Below are 20,770 nucleotides of genomic sequence, written 5' to 3'. Positions count from 1 at the left end.
TTCAAAACCAGATATCCCATTTAGAAAAAAACGAAGTCGATAGGCCACATAAAGCGAGCTACCGACCCAATTGCATTACTTGGAAACACCTTTTTCATTAAAGTATTTTGCTGCTCCAGGATGCACTTCCATTTCCCCTAATCCTTCTAGGGCAGTTTCTGCTGTAAGGAACTTGCCTTTTGCATGTGTGATTTGATCTGTGTTGTCATAAACAGCTTTAGTCATTTCATAAACTAAATCTTCATCAAGATCCTTTGTAACCACTAACATCGCTTTAACTGCAACTGTTTTTACCTCGGATTTGATTTTGTACGTTCCACTTGGAATTGTATCTTCAGCATAGTATGGATACTTTTTAACCAATGCTTGAATTTTGTCCTCTGCAATAGGCAGGACCATGATATCATTTTGTACGGATAGCGCCTCAACTGCACCTGTTGGTGTTCCGGCAGTAATGAAAGCTGCGTCAATATTTCCTGCTTGAATTCCTTCGGCCGACTCATCGAAGGACAGATTTTGTCCTTTAATATCTTTCTCAGACAAACCATGAATCTCCAGGATTTGCATGGCATTGATATATGCACCAGAACCCGGTGCACCTACTGATACCTTTTTACCCTTTAAATCCTCGATTGATTTAATTCCGCTTTTTGCAGTCGTTACAATTTGAACAGTTTCAGGATATAAAGAGCTGATCGCCATTATATTGTCAATGGGTTTCCCGTCGAACATTTCCGTTCCTTCAAGTGCATATGCGGCGATATCCGTTTGCGAAAAAGCGATTTCAGCCTCTCCAGCCCTTAACGTTTCCATGTTTTCGGCGGAGGCGCCAGATGTCTGAGGTGTTATGTTCGCTTTTGTTTTATCGGAAATGATTTTTCCAATTTGCCCTCCGAGCGGATAGTATGTACCTCCCGTACCACCAGTCAACAAACTCAAATTTTGGTTTCCGCTGCCCGAGACACCTGTTTTACTGTCTCCGCAGGCAGTAATAATACCGGATACCGTCAAAATCATGACCAATAAAAAGCACTTATGAAATTTTTTCATAAAACTCCCCCTCATGTGTTTTCATCATCTGCAAAAGATGATAATGTTATTATTCTACCGACCACCTTACTTTCCCTTTTTTTACAAAATTAGACACACCATCCAAAAGCACTAGTATTACATTAAATAGTTTTATAGAAATCCAATCACCAAGCTTAAATGTGTAAAAACACCTATTAAAAACAAGGAAAATTCGCTATCCAATAGTAATATTTTACCTTTTATTACCTATTCTTCCTTTCTTTAAGGATAATATTGACTCTTCCATTTTAGAAATATATTATTGTTATAAACTTATAAGTAGATGTTATAAAACGATCTTCCTAGCCTTTAATCGTTATATCCAGCTTTGTTTGAGAGGGAATCAACTGTCCAACCCTTTCTTTTCCAGCCATTTTAGCTCTGTATTTTCAAATCCAACTGAAGTGGGTGATTGTTTGAATTTCCTATCCCTCCGCTATTTCATAGAGGTTTCTAACCATCTTAGTTTCAGTGAGGCTTCCAAAACCCTGCATATATCCCAGCCCGGACTTAGCCAACAGATTTTATCCCTCGAAAAACAATTAGGCTTTAAACTTTTGAATCGAACCACAAGAAAAATTACATTGACGGAAGAAGGAGAGTACATCTATAAAAAACTTGCTCCTTCCTTTGAAGATATTGAGAAAACAGTAAATTACATAGTTGAAAATAAAGCCATCCCCAAGCCTAAATTGAAGATTGCTACCGTCCCCTCTGCAGCTAGTATATATATCCCGAAGTTATTGAAAAAGATAGTGGGGGAATACCCGGATACAGAATTTTACGTGCATGAAACAACATCCTCAAGAGCTGTAAAACTCGTAAACCAACAAAATTATCATATCGGTTTCATCAGAACGCCCATTCACAGTAACATCATCGCCAATGAAGGATTAAGCATGATTGAATTCATGAGGTTCCCTTTACAATTAGTCGTCTCCATTGATCATCCACTGGCCCAAAAGGATGCGATACATTTATACGAAGCAAAAGACGAACCTTTTATCCATTATGATGCCGTTCAAGCACACTCCCTTCAATTCCTTTTGGAAAAAGCTTGCATGACTGCTGGATTTTCACCAAAAGAATTATGTAAAGGCTCTGAATTACTGACGATCGCCAATCTAATATCCAATAACCTCGGCGTAGCCCTCATGCCGGAAGATATGGTGAGTTTGTTGGGAAAAAGCCAAGTTAAAGCCTTGAACATCGATAACTCGGAATTATTCAGTTCCATATCGGCAGTTTGGAAAAGCACGGATACATCCATTCTGACCAAGCATATTTTGAAAACGTTAGAGAATGATCATTCTCATGATAAATGAGATTCTAGACTGGAAAAGGCAGCAAAACGACAAATGTTTTTGGAGTTCCTGGAATTTGTCTTCGAAGAATTAAGCGGAGTATCACAATACGGGTATTGGTTAAAACAATCTAAAAAGTCGAATTCCTTGCTGAGAAGGAATTCGACTTTTTATTTTACTGTCATATTAGCCTGTTCCCTTTGTTAGGCAACAAAACCTGGAAAGCCTCTATTTACTTTTCATTTCCATTAAATTCAGGACAATCGCCCACCCCCATCCATCTTTAAGGGTCTCGCCTATGTACTAATTCATTTCTTCAGAAGAGCCATGTAGCTAGATAGAGGTTAGCCAAATAAGGAAGTACTATGCAACGGCTGAACTTTCGCCATCGGATCAATATAGGCTTTGGCATTATTGACTGCCGTAGGACCTTCACCAAATCCGGATGCAATTAATTTAACCTTTCCATCATACGTACAAATATCCCCGGCTGCATAAATGCCTGGAATATTCGTTTCTTGTTTGGAATTAACGACAATTGCATTTTTGTTGATGTTTAGTCCCCATTCTTTAATCGCACCAAGAGAAGAGACAAATCCGTAATTAATAATTAAATCATCTATATCAATCACTTCTTTTTGTTGCGTCTTAGTGTGTTCTAAAACAATTTGCGTAATTCTTTCTGCTCCTACCAATTCGGAGGGAATATAAGGTGTTTTGACCTCAACAGAGGAATTCACTAATTTTTCCACACTATGTTCATGGGCACGGAATTTATCTCTTCTGTGTATCAATGTTACCTTTTCAGCAATCGGCTCTAACATAAGGGCCCAATCAACAGCAGAATCCCCACCGCCAAGAATCGCCACTTTTCTTCCTTTAAAGCGGTTCATATCATTCACGAAATAATGCAAATTCTTATTTTCGAACTGTGTTGAATCTTCCAATTCCAGTTTACGGGGATGAAAGGCTCCATTTCCAGCAGTAATGATTACTGATTTAGAAAAATGAGTATCGAGGTTTGTAGTGATTTTAAATGTTCCGTCTGCTTGCTTTTCCATCTGTTCAACTGCTTCTTCAAGACAAATTGTTGGTTCAAATACTTTCATTTGTTCTTTTAAATTATCTATCAATTCCTGGGCCCTTACTTTTGGAAAACCAGCTATATCATAAATGAATTTTTCGGGATAAAGGGCTGATAGCTGTCCTCCCAATTGAGGAAGGCTTTCAAGGATTTTCACCTTTGCTTGCCTCATTCCTCCATAAAACGCCGTAAACAAACCAACTGGGCCGCCGCCAATAATTGTTATGTCATAGACCGTTTTTTCTTCTGTCAATGTAATCACTCCTTTTCTTCCAGGATGGTTGCTCATACTGAATATGATTTATTGGTGGTAAGGGATGTACTAGCCTACAAGTAATTCTTTCTTTTTCGAATTCCAGAAATGATGGATAAGAGCAATTGAATATCCACCCTTTCAAAGACAATCTGGATATGTCACCAGTTTAAAAATCTATAAAGCTATTATCTGTCACAAACGCACCTAGAATTATTATTCAAATTTATTAGGGTTACCATCAAAGGATAATTGAGCCACTTTTATAGAATCGGTTGGACATCCTTCTGAAGCATCTATCATATCGTCCTCAAGTTCATCAGGTATAATCGCTGCCCCAACATTATTATCCAATATAACGAACGCAATACCTTCTTCATCGTAATCATAAATATCCGGAGCTGAAGCACCACAAGCTCCGCAAGCAATACAAGTTTCTTTATCCACGATTGTATAATTAGCCATTATCTCTATCCATTCCTCTCTCTAATCTAGGCCCTGGTTTTTTACTAAGGTATTTGCAGAAGCCTTTTCCTACTCAATATCGTTCAAAAATTCCAAAATGCTCGAATTAAACTTTTCAGGATTTTCCTGATAACACAGATGCCCGCCTTCTGGAATTATCACGAGCCGGGAGTTCATTAACTCTTCATGAATTGCTTCCGACTCCTTTATAGGAGTTACAGTATCCAACTCTCCACAAATTACAAGAACAGGGACATTTATATGAGATAACAAACTCATTTGATTCAGATGATAAAGTGAATTTGCTACCGAACGATATCCTGCCGGTCTTACCTGTGTCATAATCTCTTTTACTCGCTTATAGACTTTTTCTGAAGCATGGGGAGATAGCAATGCTTGTATCCTCTTTTCCGCGATCTCCTCAGTAGAAAGGTTTTCAATTGAAAATAATCGATTTTTCAATTTCGTCTCGTTCTCCTCTGGGGTTAGAGCAGCAGCCCCTCTTGTCGAATCGGCCAATATAAGTTTATTAATCTTATCAGGGTACAGGCTACAGAACTCTATCGCGATTGCCGCTCCCATTGAATGGCCAAGCAGATGGATTTTTTCCAACTTTAGCTGATCTAGCATGCCGTTCAGAATACGTGCAAACTCTTTGAAATACTTAAATTCTTCTGCTGGATCTGAACTTTTCCCATAACCCGGTGCATCCCATGCAATTACTGTATAATGCTCCTTTAATTCCTGGATTTGCTCCTTCCATGACTGTGAATTATTACTCATGCCGTGTAATAATACTAAAGGTTCTCCATGACCTTCTATTTCATAATGAATGCTTAAATCTTCTACTTTTACGTATGGCATAATATCAATCCCCTTTTAAGGTGAATCTCTGACTCTTAAAACACCTGTACTTGAAATATCTTTCTAAAAAAGCGAATGATAAACTATTTTTATATTTCGCTTGGAACTAGCTTTCTTTTCTATTATGAAAGTGCTTCCTATCCTGAAGTTAAGCAGGAAATCCCACTTCCGTTCCCTTCTAATTTAGCTAAAACAGTATTAAAGAACTGTGCCAGCTTAGCCAAGTCCTCGCACTGACAATCCGCCATCGCTGGAAATGACCTCACCGGTGATGGCGCGTGATTCGTCGGAAGCTAACAGTACATACGCCGCAACGTGATCTTCCGGCATCTGGGCAAGTTGAAGGATATTCCGTTTTTTAATGCTGCTTGCTTTCGTATCATTATCGACGATTTTCACAAATGGACGCAGCGGCGGGATCACAGTAAGTGCTGTCAATGTCCCCCCTGGGGCTACCGCATTTACCCGGATGGAAGGAGATAGTTCGAACGCAAGCTGGCGCATCAATCCAATTTGGGCGTGTTTGCTCGCTGTATACCAAACACCGCCGCCATCTGGATAAAAACTTGCACCGGAGACGGTAAAAATAATATTGCCATTTGTTTTTTTCAGTTCTTCAAGAGCGGCTTTCGCCCCGAAAAAAGAGCCTTTTACGTTAATATTGAGAAGGAAATCATACGCTTCGGAAAGCGCCTCAGGAGTCACATCGGCAAATTTGGCAAATCCATCGAACACGCCGGCATTCGCCACGAAAACATCCAACTTTCCGAATTGCTCAACAGTAGCTTGGACCGCTTGCTCATTGTCTTCGTATTTGCTTACATCTCCCTGATATGTAAGGATATTTTCACCAAATTCTTCCTTCATTTTCGCTAACGTGTCTTTAGAGCGGCCGATAATGCTCACTTTTGCTCCTTCTTGTATAAAACGGCGAGTGACAGCCTCTCCAATTCCAGAAGCTCCCCCTGTAATCCATACGACTTTATCTTTTAAGGCCATGCCCATTGTCTCCACCCCTTCTATTATCTTTCAAACGTGATGAACGGTTATACAAAGATCGCGAGCACATATTTTTTCATAACGACCACATAGTGTTTTATACACAAAACAATGTTTTTTATATAAATAATTCTAAAATGTAATCGCTTTATTGTCAATGTAAAAAAACTGAAACGATCGTTCGGGAATACACTGTCTATATCATTCTGCGGTTATCCTTACTACTGCGGCACTCGTCAATAAGTATGATTTTTTTGTGGTTTCTCAGTAAGATTCTAGCGCCAATCTTACCGAGAAACCCTTCTAAAAAACATATTAACTTTTTAGCGCTTATAGTGTTACTTTGTTTCCTGTCGCATTACTTAGGTGATATTCGGCAACTTCTTGTTTAATCATAAATAAGTACGCCACAAACCCAAGAATGGCTGCTACAATCAGCATGGCAATGGAGGGACCAAAATCACCGCCAGACAAATCGCGGCTCCACCCCATAATGTAGCTTGAAAATCCACCCATAATATTTGTGAATCCCATTAAACCGGCTGCGCGGCCAGCTGTTTCAGGTGTTGAAAATTTGATGATGAAGAAATTGGTCAGGTGAAACATACCTCCTTGAGTTCCCATGGCGAGCCCCATGGAAACGCCAGCGAAAATAGGATTTGGTGCAATGACAGCGATTGTCAAAAATACAGCTGTTAGTATGAAAAGAATTGTCGCAAGTAAGCTCGGACGCTTCGTTTTGTCCGCCAGAAATCCGCCAGCCAGGACAAATCCAAGCGCGAATAGCCACGATAATGAAGTAATACCAGTCATTGCTTCCCTTTCAAACCCTTTGGCCTCAACGAGATATGTAGGCAGCCAAATACTGATTCCAAAGAAAAGAAAGGACGACATCAAATTGCCAAACCAGACAATCCAATAACGATAATCCTTTGCAAAGAATTGCTTCGACTGCACATCATCCGCTTCGTCTTTTTGGCGAATATAGGAGACTTCTTCTTTACTCATGCGTGGATGCTCTTCTGGCGTATTACGAGCCAAAAACAGGAACATTGGAATATTTATAAACAAGTTAAAAGCGGCGAGAGCAAAGAACGCGGCCTGCCAATGAAACGTTGAAATAATTAGTATGAGCATAACGGTACCCACTGCCGGGCCAAGGTAGTTTCCAGTGATCCAGAATGACTGTGCCCTGCCAAGCTCTCGTTTATTAAACCAATTCGAAATGAATTTTCCCGATATCGGGATCATCATACCTTCCCCAATTCCGAGGATTACCCTACTGATTAAAAACATTTCGTATGAAGTGGACAGCCCGCCCATTACCATTGTCGCTGTCCATACCAGTAAACCTAAAACTGCTGTTTTCCGTGCCCCTAACTTGTCGATGATAACTCCCCAAAAAATGTTGGAACAGGAGTATGAAATCATGAATATAAAGGAGATCAAGCCAATTTTCGCATTTTTATCCGGGCCAGTTAAACCAAGATCACTTAAAAATCCCGGATCGGTTTGGATAACAGAGATACCTACTTTATCAATCTGGCCGAAAAACCAGAAGAAAAAAATAGGAATCGCAATGTACAACCATCTTTTTTGACCTTGTAACATGTTATTTCCCCCTTATAGCAGCTCTTTTGAATACGCTTTCATGATTTCTAAAAAAAAAAAATGCCTGTCAAACTAGCAACTTTACCAATTCCCCCTTTCAAAAGATAGCAGCAACTATTGTTTTATATAAAAAACAATGTTACCGATATTTAATGTTATATTGAATTTTCATAATAGTCAATATTATTCAGATTAATATTTTTCCCAACAGAAAAAGTAGTTTTATATACAAAACTATTAAAGGCATTGCTTCGAACAAAACAACCTGAAACAATACCTTAACCCTTTATCACATAAAACCAGATAACGTTTCTGCTAATTCTCGAGCCTTAGTTAAATAATGTCCAAATGCTGCCGCTTGAGTCTTGAACCGCCATTTCGCAATTCCCGCATATGTAACCCCAAAATAGTAGTATGATTCTCCAATATCTCACCTCATTCATTGCCGTCTTTCCTTTTATAACGATTCATTATAAAGATATAAAAATTAACTATTTTTATTATTTATCAGCCAATGTTAGCATTTTGTTATAAGTTATTTGAAAGGATGAGAGATGAATGTCTATGAACTATTCTGAATTCGCAGTATTCGGGCTGGGCCCCATCGGAATTGAAATTCTCCGCAGTGCTTATCAAACGAATCCGCAATCGATTATCGGTGTTGTCGATATTGCTCCCGATAAGGTAGGAAAGGATATTGGGTTACTAATCCATGAAAAGGAAACCAACAAGTGTGTAGTCTCTCATATACGGGATGTAAATACCGAAGCTGGCCACCCTATCGCCCTACATGCAACCGGCTCCGACGCACAACAAGTATGGCCCCAAATCAAAGAGCTTCTAGATCACGGATTTTCAGTGGTTTCCACCTGTGAACAGCTTTCCTTCCCTTGGCATCGCTACCCTCTACTTGCAAAGGAAATAGATGATTATGCTAAAGCTAAAGGGCTTAGTGTCATTGGGACCGGAATCAATCCAGGGTACATCATGGATACTATGGCCATTTCATTTACGACAGTATTGACCACGGTTAACCAAATTAAGGTCAATCGTAAAGTGGATGTTTCGAAAAGGCGCCTCCCCTTACAAAAAAAGGTCGGAATCGGGATGACCAGGGAAGAGTTTGAATTTTTAGCTGAGCGGAATAAAATTGGGCATGTAGGACTTGAGGAGTCTGTCAGGTTGATCGCTTATGGGCTGAATTGGAAACTTTCAAATGTAACCAATACCATAGAGCCAACGATTGCAAGCGAAGAAATGACAGTCCCGCTAACTGTCTTAAAACCAGGGGATGTTAATGGGCTTCATCAAATTTCCACTGGCAAGACGGTGGACGGAAAGGAAATTTCCTTGGATTTAACGATGTCTGCAGGTATTAAACAGGAAGATGAAATCGTTATTGAGGGTAACGAAACCCAAAGGTTGATTGTTCCAAACGGCATTTTTGGAGATACCGCCACCGCAGCAATGATTATCAATACCGCTAAGCAAATTGATGCGCTCCGTAAACCAGGTTTACTTACAATGGCTGACATCGGGGTGCCTAGAAATATAAATCAAACAGACTTGGTGCGTTTGTAACGGCTAACCAACAATCTTGCGATAAAGTCTTACGATATTGGAAAAGGTGAACCCCGAATGGTTCACCTTTTCGTTTTGGTTCAGCTGAGCATGCCAGCATGACAAAAAACCACCATAAGCGGTGGCTTTACTTCCTATATGTAGTATGTAGGAATCGACCATTTTATGTAAGTTATCTTATTTCAGAAAAATATATTCCGAAAATGACATGATTTTACTATTTTCATTAATGTGTGTTAGGTTACAAAAAATACGGAAAATATAACTCCTTAAAACCCTTTAATTAACGGCCTTAAAACTATAATTAAAAAAATAAAGTTGGAAAAAAGTATAAAGAACCCGTTACAAAAAAGTCGGAAAATTTTACGATTCATTTGTAGATCGGGCATTGTAGTTCAAAGATTATTTACTTCTAACAACTTCCTTTTCATCTATTCCGATTTCCTTCATTATTTTTTCCATTACTTCTTTATCTTCACAGAATAATAAATCACAACTTTTGGAAGCAGCTAACACTTTATTGTAAATATAAGCAGGGTAGGTAAGCAGGGTAGGTACAATTCCCAAACTCTTCTTTCAACTTAATATCAGTTAATCTTCCCTGCTTATCCAAAAATCATAACCTATTCTTTATAGCAAATTGATGTTGATCATAAAGCAGAATAAACCGCTTCTTTCCGCATTAGTCATAGGTCTCTTTATTAAACTCTCTTGTATCAATTTCTATCTAATTCGGCTATTAACTATATGGGTAGACGAATCAAATATTTTTGTAAAAAAACTAAGATTCACTTTTAAAGATTGAAAGCACTTATTTATTTCGCTCGAACTAAAATTGGTTACCCTTAATGAGAAAGCCAGTAAACATAATCTGTATGATACAACTTTTCGTTTACAGGAGTGATAGGAGACTACGCACCCTTTGGTCCTTAATATCTATTCCTATTACTCTAGATATATTTATTATTGTATTACCATATACCAATAATTACCTCATTTATGAATCGTTTATGACTTGGGAGAATACTTGTTCCACTTATACCTGCTTTTTTTAATAATTTGGTTTTGGTTAATGGGTCGTTATATGCACGCATTTCTTTAACCGCCCATTTCAACTTTCGCAAACGGTATTGCTCTAGAGTTTCACATATCGAATCAATATATTTTTGAGTTAAGGGGATGCTCCCCCTCATTGCCTTAACTACAGAAGGTGACTTTAATTTATTAGAGATACTATTTCTTGTTATTCTCTTGGGTCGATGATGTTCATAAAGGTCCCAGTTTTCCACTATTGTCTTCACTTCAACTAACAGTTGTTCATCCCTTTTCTGCCAGTTAATTTTCTTTATACTCCTTTTCCCTTTCTTCACCTTATTCTTTTTAAGCCACTCATTATCGTATTTTCTAAGCCACTGTGATACTGTATCTCTGTATCTTTCATTTTCGACCGATTCAAGGAGATTTAACCATTCCGCTCTTCGGTGTTTAATATTTTCATTGGTTCCTCCTTTTTTCGATATTTTATCGCTAAATTTTTGACTTATTAACGTTTGTTCCAGTTGCTCGCCTTTCCAAGAATATGATAAGTTCATTAATGTAGCATAACGCTTTATAGTATTGGGAGATACATTTAACTTTTTCGCAATATCCTTCATTGTGTTCCCCTGTTTAATTAATTGCTTAAGCTTTTCTTTCCATACAGGACCAAAATCAGTGATTTTTCCGATTTTAAATTTATCACTTTCTACCAGATCAGGTCCCTTTCTTGAATAAGAAAATCCACATTTACATTTAAATCTCCCTATCGGTTGATTTGTACTCCCACACTCAACTATTTCAATCTCTTTTATAACATCCTTTCCATAATCACTATGAGCTGGATTCAAGCACATCCAAGGACCATTGCCGAAAGGTGGTGGTGTTTTCAAATCCTTTTTTGCTTCAAGGAAAGGTGGTGGTGTTTTCAAGTCTTTTTTTGCTTGAATGTTACCTGAAAAGAATTCCCGCAAACTCCCACTTAAGAGAATTATTACTAATATATGTCTAAGTGGATGAATACTACTGTTCCCTTGCCGAAAGATACTATCAAACCAACCGTTCTCCGACCCCCTTGAAGCAGAGGAGAGCAATTCCAATAGTTCTTTACTGTAAAAGTTCTCAAAGTCCTTTCTCCACTTCCTTAGATTTACGTACCTACTGCGTATATATCCATTCGTTTTAAGCAAGGCTTTGTAATTTTCAAGAGTTTTAAACTCCAAGTCGACTTCTCTCTCATTTAATAGCCATTTCACTTCAATCGCATATGTTAATAATTGATTTAAAACTTCTTTTTCAAAGTGTAGAGTATTGGCATTTAAAAAAAAATCCTCATTAGGTGTGCTAAAATGATGTTTATTAAATTCAATTAATTGTTTACTAGAAGTCATAAGAGGAACTTGGTGGTCAGGGCATACAAACACACCAGGTATCTGGTGTGTTCTCCGCCAATAAGATTCTCCAAAATTTTCAATATCCTCTTCCATACAGTGCTTACAGTGACATAATAATTTCTCAATTTTTATATCACTACTTCCCGTGCTCAAACTTCTTGTAATTCCTGAACCATTACTATCAATCATCTGATTTTTAATGATAAACCGCTTTTCTTCAGGCAAAAAAGCTGAATAATAAGGGTACAAGGTATGGTTATAGATTAAATCATCTGTGGTTAATCCTATATCTGGTATTCTACTTTGTAACACACCAATATGAGAAGGCATATCCCATTTAGCTCTCCATACTCTTATCCCTAGTAAATTTGTAATCGTATGTTTATAAGTCATATTACCAGAATATATATGGTACCTTGCAATGATGCTATAAAGGGTTTCATCTGGATAAGGTGTTGGGAAAAAAGTTATCATTTCTACCACCCCGTTTTCATTCATATAATCCTGTTATTTAAGTAAAGTTGTTGGAAAAAGAGTTAAATATCTAACTACACCACCTTTATAGCAACACCTTCATCTTGTTGTGTCTTTTCCTTTAATACTTAAAATCCTCATATGGACTTGCAATTAAGTCATTCTCATATAAAACATCATATACAGAACGTTGATTTTTTATTGATTCTTCTAATAGCTTCCTTAAGTCGTTTCCTTCATAGTTACCCTTAGTTTGACTCTTCTTCTTTTGATTCATTTTTTTGTTTACTTTTTCTTCAGCAATTTGTAATGCTTTATCATAAAGATGTTGAATATCATAATTTGTGACGTTTAGTGTATTGAACAATGTTTTTACCGAATCCTGTACAATTTTACTGTCTCTGATTTTCTCTGCTAGTTTTGCAACCAACATTCTTCTCAAATCCTGTTCAGATTCTTTTGTTTTTTCCGCTTCATACTCCATAAAGTTTTCTAAATAAATACGTTCTTTTAATCCCTCAACGTATTCCTCGAAATCCACTGGTTTTAAATCTTCATACTTTTTTAGCTTTTCTGAATCCCCTGATCTCAACGCATCCAACATTGGTTTTAAAAGCTTTAAATAGTTTCTAGAGGAGCTTCTCATAAATTCTCCTGTTATTTTCTCAGTACCCTTAAAGATTGCATCCATTTGAGATAAGAAAAAAATCTTCTTTGCTAAATCCAAAATACCTTGACTCTCATCATATAAAATGTCTTTAAGTTCATCGTTGAGCTCTACAGGAATTTTTGTCCACTGATATTTCCATAAACCAGTCATTAACAAATCCCAAGTCTTATTTCTTTCCATCCTCATCCAAGGACTATTACCTTGCCCTGTTCCACGTAATGCTTGTCGAAATTCCCCATTCAAAATATCAAAAGCCTTATTTGTGCCAATTAGAATCACAGGAATGCCAATTGTATTTACTAATGTAACAAAGAAATTAAGCATATTTTCTTTTCCGCCGCTTTGTTGCAAACTGAGGTGCTGAATTTCGTCTACAATTAATACACCCAAATGATGAGCCCTGGCAATATGGCCCATTAAGGGTAATAAAGTGTTTGTAGCTGTTTTACCTTGATGTCTAGAAAAATAATCCGTTCCTAACAATTTATCCATCTCCATAAAAAAGGCATTACACAAACCTTTTGTAGACCCATCTGAAGGGCATTCCAATTTCAACCAAGGAACTTGTGTTATAATTAGGCTATTTTCATTATATTTAGAATGCCTTAATACTTGGGGATAGATATTTAAAACTCTTTCCACCCCCGTAGACTTTCCGGTACCAGACACTCCTATAATCGAAAATCCTTGAACTCTTCTCTTCTTATTTGCTTGATCTAACTCCGGCATTTTACCTTGCATTAATGCCTGATAACTTTTGTTCATATAAATGGTGTGATCCCTATCTAAAGGGTTACGATTTATATATCCCTGCCTGATAATCGCTGAAATTTTTCTTTCCAATGCTAAATGTGCCTCAAAAGGCTGAAAGTAATCAAAAATACGTTGTAAGCAATGAAAACGCAATTCGTTGCTTAATTGCTTTTCTTCATCATTAAAAGGTGGTTTGACGGTCATAATCCTTGCTACTTCACCTATAGATAGTATTGGAGGCAGAGCTTCAATTAAAGGATTATCTTGATATTCGATTAGAGGCTGTTTGTTATAGATTGCTTCTGGAAAGTGCATATTAGGATGCATCTTCAGAATCCAACTCCTTTTGTAATTGAAGCAACAACTCCAGTTCTGGAGAAACCTCTTCAATATCTTCAACAGTTTTTTCTCGGATCTCATTTTCCGGAATATTTTGACTCTTGCTGTTAGACTTCTCTTGTTCCTTTTCTAAGTTAAAGGCCTCGTTTTTACGATTTTCTTCCTTTTCAACCTTCCTGTTTTCTCTAATATTTTTTGTCTTTTCTCTTTTACTAGGGTTCTCGGTTTGTTCCTTCCTTTTTTTTACAGATTTATCGATTTCATCATTTATAGCGTTCTTATAGTTATAGAAGTCTTCTGTTCTCTCCTTTTCACCTTTCCTTTTATTTATTTCTTGTATTTTTTTCATTACCTGAAATTCTTCGTATGAAATATCACTATAGAGTTTGTAATGTTCCGGAAGATAACAAACTTCAAAACCATCTTTTGTCATAAGATATATTTGATTCATACTTCTGCGGTCATAGGCAAGCCAAACTTCTTTTCTGCCGAAAGCTGCATCCTGATACCATCCTTCTTTTTCCGCTCTCTCACATTTGTTATACACGTCTCTTTCAAAATGGATGCCCATTTTAGTAATAGAACCTTTTTTTCTTTCCATCAATTGCAATTTTACGTAATCCTCCGAAAAATCCTTTAATAGACCAGATCTGTTTCCAATCCCCCATCTCCAAAGGTGTTTGGGAATAAGTTGAACATCATTAGCGACTATTTCAGCATCAGGCTTATATTTATCTATCCATTGTGAATTATTATGGAGTAAAACAGAGCGGATAATAATTTTTGTAAATTCTTTTAGTGTAAGGGTTGCGTCTAGACGATAATCTCTCTCTCCGCGCTCTAACCCATCTTTTGTGACAGAACCTGGAATAAAGGGCTTAATCCTCCTATTTGTAACTCTGAAGAATTGCTCTACAATACCTTTTAAATCTGCTCTATATGGAGGGGCATTCTCTAACCTTATTCCAAAGGATCTATTTAGTTGTTCTGCCTTGTATCCCTTAAATTCACCTCTATCAGCAAATATACTTTCTGGGAAATGGTGAACAGGCCATTGGTCCTCTGTAATTGTTATTCCATATTCTGCACAAAATTTCACTTTATCGGTTATTGTATTTACCATTGCCATAGTAGCCCCAAGCCAGGAGGCATTCTCCAGCCCAACATACAAACCTGCAACCATACGACTAAACACATCTATCACAAAGTAAACTGTTGGTCTACCTATCACAAGGTCAGGATTTTTTTCGGACACCAGATAAACATCAGCAACTGTGGAGTCTATTTGGTATTGTTCACCTGGACCGGAAATATATTGATCGGATACCCCTAACAAGGGCCGGTCCTGAAGTAAATGCTTTCTTGGTCCCTTCTTGAAGATATTTCTTTTTTCACTATTCAGGAGTGGCGTAGTCAGATACCAGTATCTAAATTGACGTATAGTTGGCCTTACATCCTCCAATTCAAGTTTTTTTTCGCCATTTTCAAACCAAACCCTTTTAGTGAAATTTTCTTCAATTATCGAGTGGTAAGAATCTGATATTAATAATTTTTCGGAAGGTTTATATTTCAAGATTCCCCTTGCAAACATTTGAGAAATGTCGGGAGTAATATTAATACCATCATTTCCATCAGGATACGTTTTGGGTCTTCCGATTTTTTTGTCACTAAGAGTTTTTTTCTTGCCTCTTCCCCCGCAGCTTTTATAGTTGGGCAATAAAGCGTTAAGGATATTTCCTCTTTGCCAATATAAGCGGAGGTATTTATTTATATATTTAAGAGGTGCTTTTTTCTTCGAATCGGGATAACTCTTTTTAATTAACTGGGACCTGCTATCTTTATAATAAACTGCTGGTTCTACACTTGCGAAATCTTTAATCAGCTCCCATCTATTATTTCGATTTTCTATCTCTTTTTTACTTAACTCTACGTCAGAAAAGTAAATCTCAGTGAATATATTATCTTGAACGAATTCCAACAGTTCATCTGCTAGTAATTTTTCCAATGTTTTAATAGTAAACTTCTCAGGCCAAGCTTTTTCATCTACAAGATCGATTGTAATAGCTATACTATAATCAATATCGACCCACAGAATCCTTTGGAGAATACCATTATTACCATCATTAATTTTTATTACCTGATTTTTTGTAAATATCAATTCCTATCACCTTCTTGTTCGTCAACTCTAGTTACGTCCAAGATTTTTATTATTTCTTTTGTTAGATCAATTGGTACAAACATATCTTTGACTTTCATTTTTTTATTTGCCAGGGTATATCGGAATAATAAAATAGCCGTTCCTTCTGGTAGATTATAATGACTTTCAAATCTTGCAAAAGAATCCAAAAGAGTTTCATTTGAATTGTAGAGAAAAGTTTTCAACTCATTTATAAGTAATGAAATCATTTCCGGTTTAAAAGGTAGACCCCTAGAGCTTTTATAATAGTGCAGCCAATTCATATTTTTCCTAAATTTCTCATCTATCTCTTTATTCGTTATGATTCTCCAATCTATCCCTTGTTTCTCCCAATATGCCTTCTCTAACTGAAGCTTTTCAATAGTTCGTCTGTCTGACATTTTATCTGAAGGTTTTACCGACCTAGCAATCAGTTTACTACCAGATTCCGTTTTAACTGTTAAGAGAAAATCAGTAGTCATCACAACATTCACATCTGTCCCTAAATAAACAGAATGTTTTATGGATAATTTCTCTGCCAATTCCACAGTTATATTGCGGTCTAAAGGAAACTGTTCACGTATGTCTACTATATTATCTGACCATTCATAACCCAAGAAAACAAAAAATTCCAAATTCGATAAAAGCTGGTGTGTTCGGTTTGTTTTCCAACCTAATGGTCTGTTACTCTTACCTTCTGATGGCACATCCTTAATATGGATCCAAGGGGTATACTCTTGTCCTGTACCGGAGCCGCATCCATTTTTAATCATTTTTTCAATCGTTTTTTCTGACCATTTTTTATATCCCATATATACACCTTCATCCTTATTATCAAATATATGGTATCCTCCCAAATAGTCCAATTCAATGACCAATATTTATCAGGCCTTTAGACAAGCTTTGCTAAAAATATTTTTTTTATTAAAGAAAATATAAATAAAGAGAGTTTTATTTTTTAAAAGAATATCCTATTTTTATATTTCTTTTTTGTTTATAAAATAATTAATAGGCAGATTTATTTGTTTATATACACAAAATAAAAATAATTATTATTTAATTTTCTATAAAGAAAGGAAAATATTCTTCAAATAATAACCTCGCCAAAGGCGAGGTTTTCTCATTTCAACATTAAGATAAGTCTTTGTTTGGGGTATGTGCAAGAACATTATCATTGAAATAAGCCTTATATTAATAATCGTTTCGTAAACATTTTAACCTTATGGCTTACTAAATGTTTTTTTATAGCTGCTTTCTTATATAAACCAAATTCTGTAATTTGCTTATCTTCAGATACCATAACCTTGAAGCTCCACTTTAACTTTCTTATATAATATTTATCATCGGATTCAATATGGGAATTAATTAACATCAGGGTTTTAGGTAATTTATGCCCATATTTGATGATCAAATATGGCTTTTCAGTTTTTCTAGCCATTAAAGTTTTTGTTATTCTAGTTGGTCTTTCCTCATCATTTTCCCAGTTATTTATTATCTTTTTAACTTCTTCATACAATATTTTATCCCTATTTTCCCAATCGGAAATTTTTCCATTTATTTGTTTGTTTATCTTAATTGGGCTATTTTCTATTAACCATTCCCGGTCGTGTTTATATAACCAAGAATAAAGAGAGCCATTTAAAATGATTAAACCTGTTACTCCCAAATCTTGGTTGGCAGACAATAGTCGGGACCAAAGGCCTCTCTTTTCTATTACAATATCTTGTGACTTACTAGCACCATTATTTTTATCTTTAAAACGAATGGAGTTTTTAGCCTCTTCAAGATTTTGTCCCTTCCAAGAAAATTCAATATTTAACAAGACCGCTTTCCTTTTAACAGTAAAAGGATCGACTTTTAGTTTTCTTGCAATATCTCCAAGGGATGAACCTGAGGATATTAACCTCCTCAACTCGCTATTCCAAAATTCTCCATATTTAACGATTCGACCAATCTTAAATTGATCCTCTACAGTTAGATCGGGACCTCTTCTGGAGTAAGAAAATCCACATTCACATAAAAAATTTGCAACAGGTTTACCTGTAGCTTTACACGAAGTTATATTGATATGCGATATTACTTTTTGTCGATATAATTTATGTGCCGGATTTAAACAGGGCCAAGGTCCCTGACCAAAAGGTAAATATTTATGTTCATTTTCATAAAAAGTTTTTAAGTTACCACACAAAAACATAATAACTAAAATATGTCTTATGGGATGAAAGACTTTTTGATGTTTTTGAACTATTTGTACCAGCCAATTAGATTGCTCCTTTTTTACTTCAGACTCTAATAGCAACAAGGAATTATTTTTATAATTTTGTTTAAACCGATTTGATAATTCCTCTTGATATACCCTACCTTTTACAGAGGCAAGTTTCATATTTTTGAGTATCGATACGTATTTATTTCTATAGTAGTTTAAGTCTGACATTTTAATATCTTTATTTAGGATCCATTTAGCTTCCTTTGCATATGAACTTAAAATCTCAAATGTAAAACCATCAATGTCGTTAGTTGAGGGTTCTATGAACAAGTCTTCTGTAACTAAAAGAATCTTTTTTCGATCATACTCATATAGTTTTTTCTTCGTTTCAATTAGTAAGCTATTATGTTGAGGGCAAATAATAACGCCAGGTAACTGATGTACTCTATGCCAATAAGTCTCCCCAAATTGCTTTATATCTTCCTCCATACATTCTCTACAATGTTTTAAAGTTCTTTTGATTCCTATACTACTTGGATTTATTCCTATTTGGTTATGAATATTGCTTCCATCAGTACCTTTCATTTTTTCCATTATTTTTATTGCTCTTTCCTCTGGAATAAATGCAGAAAAGTAAGGATAAAGTGTATGTTGAAAAATAATATCTCTTTCGAAATATCCATTTCCTAGCCTATCAACTAAAATTCCAATACCAGATGGAAAATCAGGAGCAAAACGTTTATTAGAATCACCAAACAAATCTTCCATAATATGAATATAGTTAAGAAGACCGCTAAGCATACTGTATCTACCTAATAAACTATACAAAGTTTCATCAGGATACGGAGAAGGAAACGTATTAATCATTGGCATCCTCTTTCTTTAAACATATTTACATCTTTATTATTTTCCATATTTTTTAAAATTTATACAGTCTTATAAAATAATAGGATTCTCTTTTTAGAGAGGAGCTTTATTGTACGGTATTTCATTTTGTAGAATTACACTCATTTTTGAGGACGCTATCAGTAGTTATAGGTGCGAAGCTTTTGATTAACAATCTTATTTCTTAAACAAACTTTTCCGCTTGCTTGGCTTTGGATCTTTCGAATTCCATTTCCCCCAATCTTTGTTGTTTTCCAAAAGTATCTTTAACTTATAACTAAACGGCTGCAGAAATGACAATCTATTTGACATAGCTATTGGCATCAAAATAAAGAAAACTCGCCTCCTTAATTGGCGAGTTTTCTTTATTTTGGTGTTCAGGTTCCTTGTTTGACTAACGCATCCATTAGTTTAATATAAACAAATGATCAATTGATAATAACCAATTTTATAACACATTACTATATATAGGAAAATGCAACGATCAGAAGAGTAAGCAGCCGATTGTTTCTTTTACTGATGCTAAAAACCTTTATATCGTCTTCGCGTGAATTTCTTTTCTCTATAATCATTGAAAATAAATTTAGTAGCAAAATCTCCACTAAAGAAATCAAAGCTAGAATTAGAACCAAATGAAACCTCAAGCAAATGATATTGTTTTTTTTCTGTATAACCAATTATCTGGATATCTTTTGTGTCAGAACTAATATTTGAAAAGGCATAAGCATTATGAGCTGTGAAATAACCTCGATAATACAGATCTGACTTTTTCCGGTGTTTTATCCATTCGTCTCCCACTTGGGTAACTTCTCTATAAACTTGTTTTAAAAAAACGAATGTTTTATGTAAATCATACGCCTTGTAATCAATTATCAGTGTACAGTCTGTAAGAACTATGGGTTCAATTTTTTTATTTTGTCTATAAAATAAATTATTAATCATTTTTGACCACGTTCTAAGTATGAAATTATAATTGCATTTTTTAATTCCTCTATTTCATTAACTAAATTGTTCATATCCTTTTTTACTAGCTGCATTTGTCCGTATCGTTCTTCAAAATTCAGTTCAAAACTTCTCCTCTTTTTCTTCGCTGATCTCTCCTCTTTAGGAAAGGTATAATGACTTACCTCAGCTAGAACCTTTTTAGGATTATCGGAGTTAATGTAATCAAAAAATGAGTCATAAAAAAACACGACTTCTTCACCAGCGTCTAAAAGTGGCATCCGCCTAAACATATTTAGGTTGTTAAGCGTACTATCACCGTATGGCAAATCAGGAGAAAAAATTACTTGCATATCATACGCAGGCCCTCCACCAGAATTTTTTAAGACAATATTTAAAAAATTGCTATCTTTTTCATCTGGGACAAGTCGTAGGGTAACAGTTGGCTCTTCCTTAGAAATTCTTTGTCGTCGTGTTTCAAGAAAAGTAAAATAAGATATAAACAATAACAGAATTCCACCAATTGCAGCTGTAGCAGTAGACAAAGCAGACAAAGCTGTAGCAAAATCGGAGTCATTGTACAATGTTTGGACATTCTTGGTAACTAATATTACCATCAGTAATAATCCTAATAGTACACAAGAAAAAATAAGAAATTGTTTCA

Annotated in this window: 15 protein-coding genes; 2 read left to right on the top strand and 13 right to left on the bottom strand. The window is 35.8% G+C overall.

Annotated features, from left to right (window positions below):
• Positions 1-75: 75 nt before the first annotated feature.
• Positions 76-1,050 carry a TAXI family TRAP transporter solute-binding subunit gene (locus OSJ91_RS12095; protein WP_350302388.1) on the bottom strand — a complete coding sequence of 325 codons (975 nt, stop codon included), beginning with the start codon at positions 1,048-1,050 and terminating at the stop codon, positions 76-78.
• A 437-nt stretch (positions 1,051-1,487) separates the two neighbouring features.
• On the opposite strand from OSJ91_RS12095, the gene OSJ91_RS12090 reads away from it, so the two are divergent.
• A complete protein-coding gene (locus tag OSJ91_RS12090; RefSeq protein WP_350302387.1) occupies positions 1,488-2,396 on the top strand; it encodes a LysR family transcriptional regulator in 909 nt (302 codons plus the stop codon).
• Positions 2,397-2,719: 323 nt separating this feature from the next.
• Here the strand turns inward: OSJ91_RS12090 and OSJ91_RS12085 are convergent, their stop codons facing one another.
• The 5 genes from OSJ91_RS12085 to OSJ91_RS12065 form a co-directional block, all read right to left on the bottom strand.
• Entirely contained in the window at positions 2,720-3,712 is a 993-nt protein-coding gene (locus tag OSJ91_RS12085; protein WP_485891687.1) for an NAD(P)/FAD-dependent oxidoreductase, read from the bottom strand.
• A gap of 216 nt (positions 3,713-3,928) precedes the next feature.
• Positions 3,929-4,177: a ferredoxin gene (locus tag OSJ91_RS12080; RefSeq protein WP_350302385.1), complete on the bottom strand. Its 249-nt coding sequence runs from the start codon at positions 4,175-4,177 to the stop codon at positions 3,929-3,931.
• 69 nt (positions 4,178-4,246) lie between these two features.
• Entirely contained in the window at positions 4,247-5,041 is a 795-nt protein-coding gene (locus OSJ91_RS12075) for an alpha/beta fold hydrolase (RefSeq protein ID WP_350302384.1), read from the bottom strand.
• Positions 5,042-5,257: 216 nt separating this feature from the next.
• Positions 5,258-6,046 carry an SDR family NAD(P)-dependent oxidoreductase gene (locus OSJ91_RS12070; RefSeq protein WP_241588830.1) on the bottom strand — a complete coding sequence of 263 codons (789 nt, stop codon included), beginning with the start codon at positions 6,044-6,046 and terminating at the stop codon, positions 5,258-5,260.
• Positions 6,047-6,370: 324 nt separating this feature from the next.
• Positions 6,371-7,651, bottom strand: coding sequence for an MFS transporter (locus OSJ91_RS12065; RefSeq protein WP_137018415.1), 1,281 nt, complete (start codon positions 7,649-7,651; stop codon positions 6,371-6,373).
• Between the two features lie 558 nt (positions 7,652-8,209).
• Between OSJ91_RS12065 and OSJ91_RS12060 the strand changes: the two genes are divergently transcribed.
• Entirely contained in the window at positions 8,210-9,232 is a 1,023-nt protein-coding gene (locus OSJ91_RS12060; protein ID WP_485891686.1) for an NAD(P)H-dependent amine dehydrogenase family protein, read from the top strand.
• Between the two features lie 971 nt (positions 9,233-10,203).
• Here the strand turns inward: OSJ91_RS12060 and OSJ91_RS12055 are convergent.
• The 7 genes from OSJ91_RS12055 to OSJ91_RS12025 all read right to left on the bottom strand — a co-directional run bounded on the left by OSJ91_RS12055 (position 10,204) and on the right by OSJ91_RS12025 (position 20,723).
• Positions 10,204-12,159 (bottom strand): TnsD family Tn7-like transposition protein, encoded by a 1,956-nt coding sequence (locus OSJ91_RS12055; RefSeq protein WP_485891685.1) that lies wholly within the window; start codon positions 12,157-12,159, stop codon positions 10,204-10,206.
• A gap of 97 nt (positions 12,160-12,256) precedes the next feature.
• Positions 12,257-13,885: an ATP-binding protein gene (locus OSJ91_RS12050; protein WP_063576435.1), complete on the bottom strand. Its 1,629-nt coding sequence runs from the start codon at positions 13,883-13,885 to the stop codon at positions 12,257-12,259.
• Positions 13,875-16,055: a Mu transposase C-terminal domain-containing protein gene (locus OSJ91_RS12045; RefSeq protein ID WP_485891684.1), complete on the bottom strand. Its 2,181-nt coding sequence runs from the start codon at positions 16,053-16,055 to the stop codon at positions 13,875-13,877. The genes OSJ91_RS12050 and OSJ91_RS12045 overlap by 11 nt, the downstream gene beginning before the upstream one ends.
• Positions 16,052-16,885, bottom strand: a complete 834-nt coding sequence (locus OSJ91_RS12040) for a heteromeric transposase endonuclease subunit TnsA (protein ID WP_063576436.1) — start codon at positions 16,883-16,885, stop codon at positions 16,052-16,054. The genes OSJ91_RS12045 and OSJ91_RS12040 overlap by 4 nt, the downstream gene beginning before the upstream one ends.
• Before the next feature lie 374 nt (positions 16,886-17,259).
• The gene (locus OSJ91_RS12035; protein WP_485891683.1) at positions 17,260-19,146 is read right to left on the bottom strand and encodes a TnsD family Tn7-like transposition protein; all 1,887 of its coding nucleotides are present in this window, start codon (positions 19,144-19,146) and stop codon (positions 17,260-17,262) included.
• Between the two features lie 540 nt (positions 19,147-19,686).
• Positions 19,687-20,106, bottom strand: a complete 420-nt coding sequence (locus OSJ91_RS12030; protein ID WP_485891682.1) for a hypothetical protein — start codon at positions 20,104-20,106, stop codon at positions 19,687-19,689.
• Positions 20,103-20,723, bottom strand: a complete 621-nt coding sequence (locus OSJ91_RS12025; protein ID WP_485891681.1) for a hypothetical protein — start codon at positions 20,721-20,723, stop codon at positions 20,103-20,105. The genes OSJ91_RS12030 and OSJ91_RS12025 overlap by 4 nt, the downstream gene beginning before the upstream one ends.
• Positions 20,724-20,770 lie beyond the last annotated feature (47 nt).

The sequence above is a fragment of the Bacillus sp. T-10(2022) genome, from assembly GCF_056502895.1.
Note: the sequence above shows the minus strand (reverse complement) of the source record. Positions and strands in the feature narration are given on the sequence as shown.